This window comes from Azospirillum brasilense (assembly GCF_007827815.1).
GTDB lineage: Bacteria > Pseudomonadota > Alphaproteobacteria > Azospirillales > Azospirillaceae > Azospirillum > Azospirillum brasilense_C.
In genome coordinates this window covers 41,462-55,066 of sequence record NZ_VITH01000025.1, presented here as the reverse complement: position 1 = coordinate 55,066, position 13,605 = coordinate 41,462, and the positions used below count along the sequence as shown (strand labels likewise).

The 13,605-nt window shown below is 69.5% G+C and carries 12 protein-coding genes, 1 tRNA gene and 1 rRNA gene; 12 read left to right on the top strand and 2 right to left on the bottom strand.

Features of this window, described 5'->3' with window-relative positions; genetic code table 11:
• The 9 genes from rrf to FBZ83_RS30290 form a co-directional block, all read left to right on the top strand.
• Positions 1-73: ribosomal RNA gene (rrf, locus tag FBZ83_RS32580) — 5S ribosomal RNA — on the top strand; the annotation flags it as partial.
• A 96-nt stretch (positions 74-169) separates the two neighbouring features.
• Positions 170-246 (top strand) — tRNA-Met (locus FBZ83_RS30325).
• A gap of 499 nt (positions 247-745) precedes the next feature.
• Positions 746-2,350, top strand: coding sequence for an ABC transporter substrate-binding protein (locus FBZ83_RS30320; RefSeq protein WP_247888547.1), 1,605 nt, complete (start codon positions 746-748; stop codon positions 2,348-2,350).
• 6 nt (positions 2,351-2,356) lie between these two features.
• Positions 2,357-3,325, top strand: coding sequence for an ABC transporter permease (locus FBZ83_RS30315; protein WP_094307401.1), 969 nt, complete (start codon positions 2,357-2,359; stop codon positions 3,323-3,325).
• A 3-nt stretch (positions 3,326-3,328) separates the two neighbouring features.
• The gene (locus FBZ83_RS30310) at positions 3,329-4,210 is read left to right on the top strand and encodes an ABC transporter permease (protein WP_145690635.1); all 882 of its coding nucleotides are present in this window, start codon (positions 3,329-3,331) and stop codon (positions 4,208-4,210) included.
• Positions 4,207-5,214, top strand: a complete 1,008-nt coding sequence (locus FBZ83_RS30305) for an ABC transporter ATP-binding protein (RefSeq protein ID WP_145690633.1) — start codon at positions 4,207-4,209, stop codon at positions 5,212-5,214. Before FBZ83_RS30310 ends, FBZ83_RS30305 begins: the two co-directional genes overlap by 4 nt.
• Positions 5,204-6,241 (top strand): ABC transporter ATP-binding protein, encoded by a 1,038-nt coding sequence (locus FBZ83_RS30300; protein ID WP_145690631.1) that lies wholly within the window; start codon positions 5,204-5,206, stop codon positions 6,239-6,241. The genes FBZ83_RS30305 and FBZ83_RS30300 overlap by 11 nt, the downstream gene beginning before the upstream one ends.
• 246 nt (positions 6,242-6,487) lie before the next feature.
• Positions 6,488-7,441: a GlxA family transcriptional regulator gene (locus FBZ83_RS30295; protein WP_145690629.1), complete on the top strand. Its 954-nt coding sequence runs from the start codon at positions 6,488-6,490 to the stop codon at positions 7,439-7,441.
• 162 nt (positions 7,442-7,603) lie between these two features.
• The gene (locus tag FBZ83_RS30290; RefSeq protein ID WP_145690627.1) at positions 7,604-8,362 is read left to right on the top strand and encodes an SDR family oxidoreductase; all 759 of its coding nucleotides are present in this window, start codon (positions 7,604-7,606) and stop codon (positions 8,360-8,362) included.
• A 132-nt stretch (positions 8,363-8,494) separates the two neighbouring features.
• On the opposite strand, the gene FBZ83_RS30285 is transcribed toward FBZ83_RS30290, so the two are convergent.
• The gene (locus FBZ83_RS30285) at positions 8,495-9,208 is read right to left on the bottom strand and encodes a response regulator transcription factor (protein WP_145690625.1); all 714 of its coding nucleotides are present in this window, start codon (positions 9,206-9,208) and stop codon (positions 8,495-8,497) included.
• Between the two features lie 148 nt (positions 9,209-9,356).
• On the bottom strand, positions 9,357-9,740 hold the full coding sequence (locus FBZ83_RS30280; protein ID WP_145690623.1) for a response regulator transcription factor: 384 nt from the start codon (positions 9,738-9,740) through the stop codon (positions 9,357-9,359).
• 300 nt (positions 9,741-10,040) lie between these two features.
• Between FBZ83_RS30280 and FBZ83_RS30275 the strand changes: the two genes are divergently transcribed.
• The 3 genes from FBZ83_RS30275 to FBZ83_RS30265 are packed head-to-tail and all read left to right on the top strand — an operon-like array spanning position 10,041 to position 13,593.
• Positions 10,041-11,078 carry an aliphatic amidase gene (locus FBZ83_RS30275; protein WP_145690621.1) on the top strand — a complete coding sequence of 346 codons (1,038 nt, stop codon included), beginning with the start codon at positions 10,041-10,043 and terminating at the stop codon, positions 11,076-11,078.
• Between the two features lie 34 nt (positions 11,079-11,112).
• A complete protein-coding gene (locus FBZ83_RS30270; RefSeq protein WP_145690619.1) occupies positions 11,113-11,910 on the top strand; it encodes a CbbQ/NirQ/NorQ/GpvN family protein in 798 nt (265 codons plus the stop codon).
• Positions 11,911-11,916: 6 nt separating this feature from the next.
• Positions 11,917-13,593 (top strand): nitric oxide reductase activation protein NorD, encoded by a 1,677-nt coding sequence (locus tag FBZ83_RS30265; protein ID WP_145690618.1) that lies wholly within the window; start codon positions 11,917-11,919, stop codon positions 13,591-13,593.
• Positions 13,594-13,605: the final 12 nt, after the last annotated feature.

Sequence of the window (13,605 nt, the reverse complement as noted above, 5' to 3'; positions counted from 1 at the left end):
AACTCGGCCGTGAAACGCCTCAGCGCCGATGGTACTGCGTCTTAAGACGTGGGAGAGTAGGTCGCCGCCAGGTCACCACGGCACACGCCAAACCATCCAAGGGCTTGGACGGACACGGTTTCACACACGCTTGACAATCGTCGCACACGGTCCCTGGCCCAGGAACACCCGCGGGGTGGAGCAGCCCGGTAGCTCGTCAGGCTCATAACCTGAAGGTCGCAGGTTCAAATCCTGCCCCCGCAACCAAAAAGCGTTGAAAGCCCGTCTCGCAAGAGACGGGCTTTCGGCATTTCAGACCAGCCGCGTCCGAGACGGACTGAGTCCGTGGGCGGCCTGCATCAGGCCCCGTCGGATGTTTTTCTGTTTTCCGATCACGTCGGCGCGGGTCACTTCGCTCAGCGTGTCCTGATGACCTTGCTGTGGGGTGGAGGGCTGTTGCGCTATGGCCGTTGGTGGACGGCGGGGCATCGGAAATTCACCTCCCATACACGGCCGGCACCAACGCTCGGGCGGCGGGGTTGGACGAACCCGCCATCGATCCCCAACCAAGGGCGGGTTCTTGGCGTTATTATTTACTAATATAACAGTTATTTTTTGTGGCATACCAGAGATGCTTTTGTGTGAAATCATATTGACCTCCCGATGGTCGCTGGGCTTAATCGGGCGCCTTACACAGTTCGCGCCGGAGAGCAGCATGATGGGACGGGATTCGCGGGTCGCAGGTGGGATTCGCCGGAGGTTGGTGGTGGCTGCGGCGGCGATGATGACCGCGGCGGTGGTGGTCGGCGTGCTTCCCGGGGCGATGGATAGCGCCGCGGCGCAGGAAGCGCGCCAGGGCGGCACCCTCAGCATCATCCTGCAGCCGGAACCTGTGACGCTCACGCCCTCGACCAACATGGCGCAGCCGACCCAGGTGGTTGCCGGCAACATCTTCGACGGTCTGGTCACCTACGACTTCGAGCTGAAGCCGAAGCCGGCGCTGGCCGAGCGCTGGGAGGTGGCGCCCGACGGGTTAACCATCACGTTCCACCTGCGCAGCGGTGTGAAATGGCATGACGGCCAGCCCTTCTCCGCCGCCGATGTGAAATGGTCGCTGGAGAATGTCTGGAAGACCATCCACCCGCGCAACAAGTCGCTGTTCGAGAACGTCACCCAGGTCGACACCCCGGACGACGCCACCGTCATCCTGCGCCTGTCGAAGCCGTCGCTGCCGATCCTGTCGGTGCTGAACGGCGTCGGCGCCCCGATCCTGCCCAAGCACCTCTATGAGGGCACCGACGTCCTCAACAACCCGTACAACAACAAGCCGATCGGCACCGGCCCCTTCGTCTTCAAGGAGTGGAAGCGCGGTGAGTATGTCGAACTGACCCGCAACCCGGATTACTGGGAGGCCGGCAAGCCACACCTCGACCGGCTGCTGTTCCGCATGATCCCCGACGCCGCCGCCCGCGCCGCCGCGATCGAGAAGGGGGAGATCCAGTACGCCCCCTACAACCCGGTGCCCTTCCGCGACGCCGAGCGGCTGGCCAAGCTGCCGCGCCTGAAGGTGGACACCCGCGGCTACGAGTGGCTGTCGCCGCTGCTCTATCTCGATTTCAACGTCGAGAACCAGTATCTCAAGGACGTCCGGGTGCGCCGGGCCATCGCCCACGCCATCGACCGCGCCGCCCTGGCGAAGATCGTGTGGTTCGGCTACGCCAAGCCGGCGATCAGCCCGGTGCCGTCGTCGCTCGTCACCTTCCACAACGCCAAGCTGCCGCAGTACCCCTTCGATGTGAAGAAGGCCGAGGCGCTGCTGGATGAGGCCGGCCTCAAGCGTGACGCCAACGGCGTGCGCTTCACGCTGACCCATGACTTCCTGCCCTACGGCGACGATTACCGCCGCACCGGCGAGTTCCTCAAGCAGGCGCTGAAGCGCGTCGGCATCGAGGTGACCATCCGCTCGCAGGACAGCGCCGCCTTCATCAAGCGGGTCTATGTCGACCGCGATTTCGACTTCGCCATCTCCTACAACAACGCCTTCCCCGATCCGCAGATCGGCGTGGTGCGCGCTTTCTGGTCGGGCTGGCTCGGCACCGGCACGCCCTGGACCAACGGGTCGGGCTACCGCAACGCCAAGGCCGACGCGCTGATCCAGGAAGCCGGCGTCGAGGGCGATCCGGCCACGCGCGTCGCCCAGTTCAACGAGTTCCAGGACATCGTGCTCGGCGACGTGCCCTCGTTGCCGCTGCTGGAGCTGAACTTCTTCTCGGTCTATTCGGCCGACCTCGAGGGCATCGTCGAGCAGGGCGATCAGGTCTATTCCTCGCTGAAGAACGCCCGCTTCGTGAACGCCCCGAAGGGGAACTGACGCGCCGTGCTGACCTATCTCAGGCGCAGCGCCGCCCAGGTGGTCTTCGTCCTCCTGGGCATCGCGCTGATCAACTTCTTCCTGCTGCATCTGGCGCCCGGCGACGCGGCCCAGGTGCTGGCGGGGGAGTCGGGGGCGGCGACGCCGGAGTATATGGAGGCGCTGCGGCGGCAGTTCGGGCTGGACCAGCCGCTCTACGTCCAGTTCCTCCGCTATCTCGGCAATCTGGTGACCTTCGACCTCGGCTACTCCTTCCGCCAGTCGCTGCCGGTGTCGGAGCTGATCCTGCAACGCCTGCCGGCGACGCTGCTGCTGATGGGAACCGCCATCGGCTTCGCGCTGGTCGCCGGCTGCTCGCTGGGCTTCCTCGCCGCGCGGCGGGCGGGGAAGCTGACCGACACGGTGATCTCCATCGTGGCGCTGCTGTTCTACGCCACCCCGGTCTTCTGGGTCGGCATCATGCTGATCGTCGTCTTCTCCGTCATGCTGGACTGGCTGCCGGTCGGCGGCATGACCAGCGTCGAGGCCAACCTGAGCGGCCTCGCCCTGGTCGGCGACGTGGCGCTGCATCTGGTGCTGCCCGCGGTGACGCTCGGGTTGTTCTACCTCGCCATCTACGCCCGGCTGATGCGGGCGGCGATGCTGGAGGTCTACGGCCAGGACTTCGTCCGCACCGCGCGGGCCAAGGGGGTGCGGCCCCGCCGCATCGCCTGGCGCCATGTGCTGCGCAACGCCCTGCTGCCGATCGTCACCACGCTCGGCGTGCAGCTCGGCTCCATCCTCGGCGGGGCGGTTCTGGTCGAGACGGTGTTCTCCTGGCCGGGGCTGGGCCGGCTGGCCTTCGCGGCGCTCTTCCAGCGCGACCTCAACCTGCTGCTCGGCATCCTCTTCTGCTCGTCGGTGGTCGTGGTCCTCGTCAACATCGCGGTCGATCTCGTCTACACGCTGCTCGACCCCCGCATTGAACTCAACTGACCGATGGCGCTTCCCGAGACCGTTTCCCTCCCGCCGGCGCGGGCGGACTTCCGCGACACCACCGTCGGACGGCTGCTGCGCCGCCCGTCGGCGCTGCTGGGTCTGCTCCTGCTGGCCGGCATCCTGGCCATGGCGGCCTTCGCCGACATCGCCTTCACCGGCGACCCGCTGGACATGGCGGGGATGCCGCTGCTGCGTCCGGGCGAGGACGCCGCGTTCCCGCTCGGCACCGACATGATGGGCCGCGATCTGGCGTCGGGCATCTTCCACGGCGCCCGCGTCTCGCTGCTGATCGGCGGGGTGGCGGCGCTGGTGTCGCTGGTGATCGGCATCGGCATCGGCGCGCTGTCCGGCTATTACGGCGGGCGGGTCGACCGGGCGCTGATGCGGGTGACCGAGCTGTTCCAGACCATCCCGCCCTTCCTGTTCACGCTGGCGCTGGTCGCCATCCTGCAGCCGTCCATCGCCACCATCACCGCGGCCATCGGCATCACCTCCTGGTCGGGGCTGGCGCGGCTGGTGCGGGCGGAGGTGCTGCGCCTGCGCAACAGCGAGCTGGCCCAGGCCTCGATCATCCTCGGCGCGTCGGACGCCCGGATCATTTTCCGGCACATCCTGCCGAACGCGCTGGCGCCGGTGATCGTCTCGGCCTCCATCCTGGTGGCGACCGCCATCCTCACCGAATCCTCGTTGTCCTTCCTCGGGCTCGGCGATCCCAACGTCGTCAGCTGGGGCGGCATGGTCGGGGCGGGGCGCGAGACGATCCGCACCGATCCGCACGTCGCCGCCATTCCCGGTGTCGCCATCGTCATCGCCGTGCTGGCGCTGAACCTGCTGGGCGACGGGCTGAACGACGTGTTGAGCAGCAAGGGGGAGCGGCGATGAGCCACGCCGTGCCGAACGAGCCGGTCCTGGCCGTCGATGGCCTGTCGATCGGCTTCCAGACCCGCCGCGGCCTGCTGCCGGCGGTGCGCGAGCTGTCCTTCTCGGTCCGGAGCGGCGAGATGCTGGCCATCGTCGGCGAGAGCGGCTGCGGCAAGTCGCTGACCGCGCTGGCCCTGCTCGGCCTCATCCCGCCGCCCGGCCGGGTGACCGGCGGCACGGTGCGGCTGGAGGGCCGCGACCTGCTGGCGCTCGACGAGGCGGCGCTGCGGCGCGTGCGCGGCGCCCGCATCGCGATGATCTTCCAGGAGCCGATGACCGCGCTCAACCCGGTGCTGACCGTGGGCGAGCAGATCATGGAGGCGATCCTCGAACACGAGCCGGTCAGCCGCAAGGCGGCGCGCAAGCGGACTCTGGCGCTTCTGGAGCGGGTGCGCATCCCCGATCCGGAGCGCCGCTTCGCCGAATACCCGCACCGTCTGTCGGGCGGCATGCGCCAGCGGGTGATGATCGCCATGGCGCTGGCCGGCGCCCCGGCCGTCCTGGTCGCCGACGAGCCGACCACCGCGCTCGACGTGACCATCCAGGCGCAGATCCTGTCGCTGATCGACGAGCTGCGGCGTGAGCAGGGCACAGCCGTGGTCTTCATCACCCACGACCTCGGCGTGGTGTCGCGCTACGTCGACCGCGTGCTGGTGATGTATGCCGGCCGCAAAGTGGAGGAGCGCGACACCCGCGACCTCTTCGCCGATCCGCTCCATCCCTACACCCGCGGCCTGATCGCGGCACAGCCGCGCGCGGGGGCCGGTGCGGCCGGCGCGGTGCGGGAGCGTCTGGCCGAGATTCCCGGCACCGTGCCGGCGCTGGCGGCGATGCCGGCCGGCTGTGCCTTCGCGCCGCGCTGCCCGCTGGCCGACGAGCGCTGCGTCCAGGCCGTTCCGCCGCCGCGCCGGGCCGGCAGCGGCCTCGTCGCCTGCCATCACGCGGGAGAGACCCATGCCCTCTGACGCCGTTCTCGCCGCGCCCGCGGTTTCCGCCCCCGTCACCGCCACCCCGGTGCTGCGGGTGAGCGGGCTGTCCGTCGAGTACCGGACGGCGCGCGGTGTCGTCCACGCGCTGGACAACGTGTCCTTCGAACTGGCGCCCGGCGAGACGCTGGGCATCGTCGGCGAATCCGGCTGCGGGAAATCGACGCTGGCGCGGGCGGTGGTCCGGCTGCTCGACCCCAGCGCCGGGACCATCCGGCTGGGCGAGACGGACATCACCCACGCCACGCGGCGGCGGATGCGCGCGGCGCGGCGCGACCTCCAGATGGTGTTGCAGGACCCGGCGGCCTCGCTCGACCCGCGCTGGACGGTCGGCGACCTGCTGGCCGAGCCGCTGGAGATCCACGGCATCGGCAGCCGGGCCGAGCGGCGCGCGCGCGTCGCCGACCTGCTGGACAAGGTCGGGCTGCCGCCCGAGGCGGCGCAGCGCCGGCCGCACGAGTTCTCCGGCGGCCAGCGCCAGCGCATCGGCATCGCCCGCGCTCTGGCGCTGGAGCCGAAGGTCGTGGTTCTGGACGAACCCGTCTCGGCGCTCGACGTCTCGGTCCAGGCGCAGATCCTCAATCTGCTGACCGATCTCCAGCGCACGCTGGGCGTCAGCTTCCTGTTCATCGGCCATGACCTGTCGGTGGTGGAGTATGTCTCCGACCGGGTGGCGGTGATGTATCTCGGCCGGATCGTCGAGCTGGGCGGCCGCGACAGCCTGTGGCGCCGGCCCGCCCATCCCTACACCCGCGCCCTGCTCGACGCGGCGCCACGCATCGACGGCCCCTCCGCTCCCGCCGGGCCCGGTCTGACCGGGGACACGCCCAGCCCCTACGACCTGCCGTCGGGCTGCCGCTTCCACACCCGTTGCCCGATCGCCGCCGACGTCTGCCGGCGCTTGGCGCCGGCCATGCAAGCGTTGTCGCCGGGCCATCACGTCGCCTGCCATTTCCCGGACAGCGGGTCGGAACCGCCTTCCATGCAATCCGCGATCAACAGCTGAACATGCGCCCTGCCGTGGCTCTCACTGGAAGGATTTGCGGGTCTTCGGGAGGTCGCCGCTCTGGACGCGTCGATCGGCCAACATTCCGACGAAAACGGACAATCCATCCTGCGGCGATGGCCGGAATCGTGGTGTCTTTGACATTCCAGACAGGAGGCTGACCGCCTACTCTGACTCCAGCGCGGCGTCCCGAGGCCTGAAGCCTGGGGCTGGCGGCTTCGGAACGGGGCAGGAGCGGAGAGGGGCATGCTCACCATCGGTTTCGTGGTGTTCGACGATTTCCAGGTGATGGGCATGGCCGCGCTGTCGGCCTTCGAGATGGCCAATCTCGTGCTCGACCGGCCGGCCTACCGGGTCCATGTGCTGTCGGAACGGGGCGGGCCGGTGCGCAACTCGCTGGGCTTCGCCATCGACACCGTCCCGTTCGGCGACGGCTTCCACGACACGACCATCACCATCGGGTCGTTGCGGGTCAAACCCTCGACGCCCGGCCTGCTGGCCTATCTGAGCGATGCCGCCGCCAACTCGCGGCGGATCGCCGGCATCTGCACCGGCGCCTATGTGCTGGCCGAGGCCGGCCTGCTCGACGGTCGGCGCGCCTCCACCCACTGGAGCCACGCCCGGGCGCTGCAGCGCCTCTATCCCAAGGTGAGGGTGGAGGAGGACCGCATCTTCAGCGTCGACGGCTCCGTCTGGACCTCCGCCGGGATGACCGCCGGCATCGACCTCGCCATGGCGCTGGTCGAGGACGATTTCGGCGCCGAGGTCGCCAAGCAGGTGGCGCGCAAGCTGGTGGTCTATCTGCGCCGCCCCGGCGGGCAGTCGCAATTCTCCGCCCTGCTGGATCTGGAACCGCGCTCCGACCGGGTGCGCCGGGTGCTGGTCTATGCCAAGGAGAACCTTAAGAACGAGCTGTCTGTCGAGGAGCTGGCGGAGGCGGCCACTCTCAGCCCGCGCCAGTTCAGCCGTCTGTTCCGCCAGGAGACCGGCCAGACCCCGGCCAAGGCCGTCGAGCATCTGCGGCTGGAGGCGGCGCGCGTGATGATGGAGGAAGGACGGCATTCCATGGACATCATCGCCCGCGAAACCGGCTTCGCCGACCGCGAGCGCATGCGCCGCGCCTTCCTGCGCGCCTATGGCCAACCGCCGCAGGTGGTCCGTCGCGCCGTGGAAAGCGGCCGCCTGTCGGCGCTGGAGTGAGCGTCCGACCAAGCCGGGACTTCCCCGACACCTGGACATGGCATCCCGCGATGCTTCGGCGGCGGTAGCCTTTTCCATCGTCAAAGTTGGCGTTTTCCTGGGAAGGCATTGCTTTCCCCGACGCTCCCCCTTGCTTTCTTTCAACCGAACGGACACCGAGCCATGCAACTCACCGGCAACACCATCTTCATCACCGGCGCGACCTCCGGCATCGGCCGCGGCCTGGCCGAGGCGTTCCACAAGCTCGGCAACCGGGTCATCATCGCCGGCCGGCGCAAGGCCCTTCTCGACGAGGTGACCGCCGCCAACCCCGGCATGACCGCCATCGAGCTGGACATCGCCGACCCGGCCAGCATCCAGGCCGCGGCCGAACGGCTGATCGCCGAAAACCCGACGCTGAACGTCCTGATCAACAACGCCGGCATCATGCCGTTCGACGACGCCTCCGGCCCGATGGACGACGCGCAGGCGCAGTCGATCCTGACGACCAACCTCCTCGGCCCGATCCGCATGACCTCGGCGCTGATCGAGCATCTGAAGGCACAGCCGCGCGCGGCGATCGTCAACAACACCTCGGTGCTCGCCTACACGCCGCTGGCCACCACCGCGGTCTATTCGGCCAGCAAGGCGGCGCTGCACAGCTACACGCTGTCCCAGCGCTTCATGCTGCGCGGCACCGGCGTCACCGTGCAGGAGATCGCGCCGCCCTGGGTCAACACCGACCTGATCAAGAAGGGCGACGACCCGCGCGCCATGCCGCTGGACGCCTTCATCGAGCAGACGATGGCCGCGCTGGCCACTGACGCAGAGGAGGCTATCGTCGAAAGCGCCCGTCCGATGCGCGACAACGCCGGCCCCAACGAGCACGCCCTGGTGATGGGCTTCAACAGCTACATCGCCGACAACCCGATCCCGGTCTGATCGGGCAGGTCGCCGCAAAAATGGGCCGCCGGGGTCCCGCCCCGGCGGTCCTTTCTCCATTCAGGACCGACACCCGCTGGTCGGCCGAGCGCTCTGCGCCCGACTGACGGTGGCATCGGCGGCGGTAGGACCTCAACCTGCCGCGCCGTAGCGGGTGACGGTCCGTTCGCGCGCCCCGAGGGTCTCGGCCATCCGCACGAGGTCGGCCAGCGACTGGGCGTGCATCTTGCGCATCAGGTTGCCGCGGTGGATTTTCACCGTAACCTCGCTCAAGGCCAGCTTCGCCGCCACCTGCTTGTTCATCAGCCCGGCGGTGACCAGCCCCATCACGTCGCGTTCCCGCGGGGTCAGGGTGGCGTAGAGGGTGTGCACCGCGTCGTCCTGGCCGCGCGCGGATCGGCGGCGGCCGTCCAGCGCCACCGCTTCGCCGACCGCCCGCAGCACGTCCTGCTCGGCGAAGGGCTTGGTCAGGAAATCGACGGCGCCAGCCTTCATGCCGCGCACCGTCATCGGGATGTCGCCCTGGCCGGTCATCAGCACCACCGGCACGGCGATGGACCGGTCGTGCAGCGCCTGCTGCACCTCCAGCCCGTCGGCGCCGTCGAGATAGACGTCCAGCAGCAGGCAGGCGGCGTCCACCGCCTCCGCGCAGGCGAGATACTCGTCCGGCGTGGCGAAGGTGAGCACCCGGTAATCGGCGGAGCGCAGAAGGCTTTCCATCGCGCAGCGCACGTCGGCGTCGTCGTCGATGACGCAGACCAGGGCGGGGCCTTCCTGGACGGGTATGGCCGGAGTGGGGACGGCGTCCCCGGACCTGCCGCCGTCGACGATGGTGCGATCCCCCATGGGTTCCTCCGTCACGTCCCCGCGCCCACGTCCCCGCGCCGTCGCAGCGCGCGGCCGGCCGCGGCATGGTAGCCCGTCCGCTCCCCGGCGGCAAAGCCGTCGAGGTCGTACCTCCGGATGGGCGTGCCACCGTGCGGCACCATTCCGGTCATGGTTCGGGAGTCCCCTGGCGTGTCGAGAGGGCGTCCTCGATGAGGAGAAGCAGGTTTTCCGGGTCGAGCGGCTTGGTCACGAAGGCACAGGCCCCCAGCGCCAGCGAGCGGCTGCGCACCGCCGGCGTCGCAAAGGCGGTCATCACGATCACGGGCGGGCGGCGGCCCAGTTGCAGCAGCACCATCTGCAGGCTGAAACCATCCATGCCCTTGAGGTTCAGGTCGGTGACGAGGCAGTCGGCGTCCCCCTCGTGGGCGAGGAACGCTTCCGCCGTGGCGAAGGTGCGGACCCGCATGCCGGCCGAGCGCAGGAAATTGCCGAGGCTTTCCCGGACGCCTTCGTCGTCGTCGACGACACAGATGGTGGGAACGCTCAACACGACATCGCACTCCGACCGGGGCCCGCCTCGTCAACCACCTCCGTCGCGGGCGTTCCATTTCAACAGCTTGGCCAGGGCGCGCCATCCATACCTGCGTATAGGTTGACCCCGGAGCGGCACCGCGCCGTTTCCGCCCGCGCGCCGCGCCGGCCATACGGGGAATCGCGTATTCCCGTCCATCCGCCGCTCCCCGATGATCGATCGGGACAAGAAGGCGTGCGAAAACAATGCGGAAGCCGGACGCTCAGCCCGCTTCCCGCGCGCGCCGCCCCGTGCCCCCGTCACGCAAGGGAGATCGAGATGATCCACGGCGATATCACCAGCAGCAACGACACCGTCGGCGTCGCCGTCGTCAATTACAAGATGCCGCGCCTTCACACCAAGGCGGAGGTGCTGGAGAACGCGCAGAAAATCGCCGACATGCTGGTCGGCATGAAAACGGGCCTGCCCGGCCTCGACCTCGTGATCTTTCCCGAATATTCGACCCACGGAATCATGTATGATTCCAAGGAGATGTACGAGACCGCCGCGACCATCCCCGGCGACGAGACGGCAATCTTCGCCGCCGCCTGCCGCAAGGCAAAGGTGTGGGGCGTCTTCTCCCTGACCGGCGAGCGGCACGAGGAGCATCCCCACAAGGCGCCCTACAACACCCTGATCCTGATGAACGATCAGGGCGAGATCGTGCAGAAGTACCGCAAGATCATGCCCTGGGTGCCGATCGAGGGCTGGTATCCCGGCACCTGCACCTACGTGTCGGAGGGGCCGAAGGGCCTGAAAATCAGCCTGATCATCTGCGACGACGGCAATTATCCGGAGATCTGGCGCGACTGCGCGATGAAGGGGGCGGAATTGATCGTCCGCTGCCAGGGCTACATGTACCCGGCCAAGGACCAGCAGGTGCTGATGGCCAAGGCGATGGCCTGGGCCAACAACACCTATGTCGCGGTGGCCAACGCCGCCGGCTTCGACGGTGTCTATTCCTACTTCGGCCATTCCGCCATCGTCGGCTTCGACGGCCGCACACTGGGCGAATGCGGCGAGGAGGAGTACGGCATACAGTACGCCCAGCTCTCCAAGTCGCTGATCCGCGACTTCCGCAAGCACGGGCAATCGGAGAACCACCTCTTCAAGCTGGTCCATCGCGGCTACACCGGCATGATCAACAGCCACGACGGGGTGAAGGGGGAGGCGGCCTGCCCCTACGACTTCTACCGTCAATGGGTGAGCGATCCCGAGGGCACGCGGGCCATGGTGGAATCCTTCACCCGCAAGACGGTCGGCACGCCCGAATGCCCGATCGACGGCATCCCGGCGGACGAGCCGGCGCACCGCTGACCCCCCGGCAATCGCATCGCGAAAGGCCGATGGCATGGCGCTCCACAGCTACCGGATCGCGCGGGAACCCTACTATTGCCCGGCCGGCGACGAGATCGCCCTGTTCGAGGCGGCCCACGCCGACCGCCTGCCGGTGATGCTGAAGGGGCCGACCGGCTGCGGCAAGACCCGCTTCGTCGAGCATATGGCGTGGCGGCTCGGCCGGCCGCTCGTCACTGTGGCCTGCAACGAGGACCTGACCGCTTCCGATCTGCTCGGCCGCTACCTGCTGGAGGCGGAGGGGACGGTGTGGCAGGACGGGCCGTTGACCCTGGCGGTGCGCCACGGCGCCATCTGCTACCTCGACGAGGTCGTGGAGGCGCGCGCCGACACCACGGTCGTCATCCATCCGCTGACCGACGACCGGCGGGCGCTGCCGCTCGACAAGCGCAACGAGCTGCTGACCGCCCACCCCGACTTCCAGCTCGTCGTCGCCTACAACCCCGGCTATCAGAGCGTGGCAAAGGACCTGAAGGAATCCACCAAGCAGCGCTTCGCCGCGCTGGAGTTCGGCTATCCGGCGGCGCCCGTCGAGGCCGCGATCGTCGCGCACGAGGCCGGGATCGAACCGGCGATGGCGCGGCGCGTGGTGGCGGTGGCCGAGCGCAGCCGCAACCTGCGCGGCCGCGGGTTGGAAGAGGGCGCCTCGACCCGCATGCTGATCCACGCCGGCCGGCTGATCGCCCGCGGCGTCGCGCCGGAGGCCGCCTGCCGGATGGCCATCGTCCTGCCGCTGACCGACGACCCCGACCTGCGCGACGCGCTGGCGGCGGCGGTCGGCGCCTGCTTCTGACCGGCGATGGACGGCGTTGGTGGAGACATCGCCCTGGCCGATGTCGAGCGCCGGCTGAGGGCCTACGGGGCGGCGCTGTGGGGAAGCGATCCCCCCTTGCGGCCCCTGGTCCGGGAGGGCGATCCGGCGGCGCTGCGGCCCCGCTTCGACGCCGACCTCGTCCGGCTGCCGGCGGTCTGGCCGACCCTGGACCTCTACCGGGCGGCGCTGGCGCATGCCGGGGCGCACCGCATGTTCTCACGACCCTGGCCGGCCAAGGGGCTGAAGCCGCTGCTGACCATCGTCGTCTCGCTGGTCGAGGACGCGCGGGTGGAGCATCTGGCGATGCGGCGCCTTCCCGGCCTGCGGCGGCTGTGGGCGCCGTTCCATCGCGTCGAACCCTCGCCGTCGCTGATGGCGGCGGACTTGCTGGAACGGCTGGCGCGCGCCCTGTTCGACACCGGGTACCGGGACGGCAACGCCTGGGTCGACAAGGGGCAGCGCCTGTTCTTCGAGCGGCCGGAGCGCTGGGACGATCCCAATTTCAGCTTGGCGCTCGGCGGCGATCTGGCCGGCGACCTCGGCAAGACGCGGGTCCAGATCAACGCCCGGGGGCACCGCGTCGATCCTCCCTACCGCGACGACAACGGTGGTCTCTGGCTGTACGACACCCCGCCGGAGCCGCCGCGCGATGCCGACGACCCGCTGGAGGCGGTTCGGCCGGAGCCGGCGGAGGGCGAGGGGACCCGTCGGAACGGACCGCCGCAGGACTCTTCCGCGCCGGCTCCGCTCGCCGTCGCCGATACCACCGCGCTGCGTCCGGTGGCGCGCTACCCGGAATGGGACCACCGCATCGGCCTGCACCGGCCCGACTTCGTCCAGCTGGTGGAATGCGAGCCGGAACTCCGTCGGCCGTTGGAGGCGCCCGCCGATCCCCGGCTCGCCGGCCGGGTCCGCGCCCTGGTCCGCCACGCGGTGGTGGCGCGGCCGGAGCGGTTGCGGCGGCAGAAGGACGGGGACGATCTCGACCTCGACGCCTGCATCGCGGCGAGCGCGGCGCGGCGCCACGGTCACGCTCCGGACATGCGTGTCTTCCGGCGGGTGCGGCGGCGCGGCCGCGACCTGTCGGTCCTGCTGCTGCTCGACGCGTCGCACTCGACCAACGATCCGGCCAACGATCGGGCGGGGGACGGCACGGTGCTGGACCTCGAACGCCGGTCGGCCGACCTGCTGGCCGGCGCGCTGGCCGCGGCCGGCGACCGCTTCGCCCTGGCCGCCTTCCGTTCCGACGGGCGGGAGGCGGTGCATTGGCTGCCGGTCAAGCGCTTCGCCGAACCCTATGACGCGGCGGCGCGCGGGCGCCTCGCCGGGCTGGACGGGCGCTGGTCGACGCGGATGGGGGCGGCGATCCGCCACGCCGGCGCGGCGCTCGCCGCCCAGCCGACGCTGCGCCGCCTGCTGCTGCTGGTGACCGACGGCGAGCCGTCCGACATCGACTGCCCCGATCCTCGCCATCTGGTGGAGGACGCCCGCAAGGCGGTGCGGGAGTTGACCGGGCGGGGCATCGACGTGGTCTGCGTGGCGCTGGGCGGCGATCCCCACACGCATCACCGCATCTTCGGCCGGCGCAATGTGCTGCCGGTCGACCGGGTGGAGCGGCTGCCCGACATCCTCCCGACCGTCTATGTCCGGCTGACCGGCTGAACTTGCGGACGT

Coding starts and splice junctions, on each gene's coding strand:
- FBZ83_RS30310 (WP_145690635.1), top strand. CDS start 3,329: ATGGCGCTTCCCGAGACCGTTTCCCTCCCGCCGGCGCGGGCGGACTTC.
- FBZ83_RS30305 (WP_145690633.1), top strand. CDS start 4,207: ATGAGCCACGCCGTGCCGAACGAGCCGGTCCTGGCCGTCGATGGCCTG.
- FBZ83_RS30300 (WP_145690631.1), top strand. CDS start 5,204: ATGCCCTCTGACGCCGTTCTCGCCGCGCCCGCGGTTTCCGCCCCCGTC.
- FBZ83_RS30295 (WP_145690629.1), top strand. CDS start 6,488: ATGCTCACCATCGGTTTCGTGGTGTTCGACGATTTCCAGGTGATGGGC.
- FBZ83_RS30290 (WP_145690627.1), top strand. CDS start 7,604: ATGCAACTCACCGGCAACACCATCTTCATCACCGGCGCGACCTCCGGC.
- FBZ83_RS30285 (WP_145690625.1), bottom strand. CDS start 9,208: ATGGGGGATCGCACCATCGTCGACGGCGGCAGGTCCGGGGACGCCGTC.
- FBZ83_RS30275 (WP_145690621.1), top strand. CDS start 10,041: ATGATCCACGGCGATATCACCAGCAGCAACGACACCGTCGGCGTCGCC.
- FBZ83_RS30270 (WP_145690619.1), top strand. CDS start 11,113: ATGGCGCTCCACAGCTACCGGATCGCGCGGGAACCCTACTATTGCCCG.
- FBZ83_RS30265 (WP_145690618.1), top strand. CDS start 11,917: ATGGACGGCGTTGGTGGAGACATCGCCCTGGCCGATGTCGAGCGCCGG.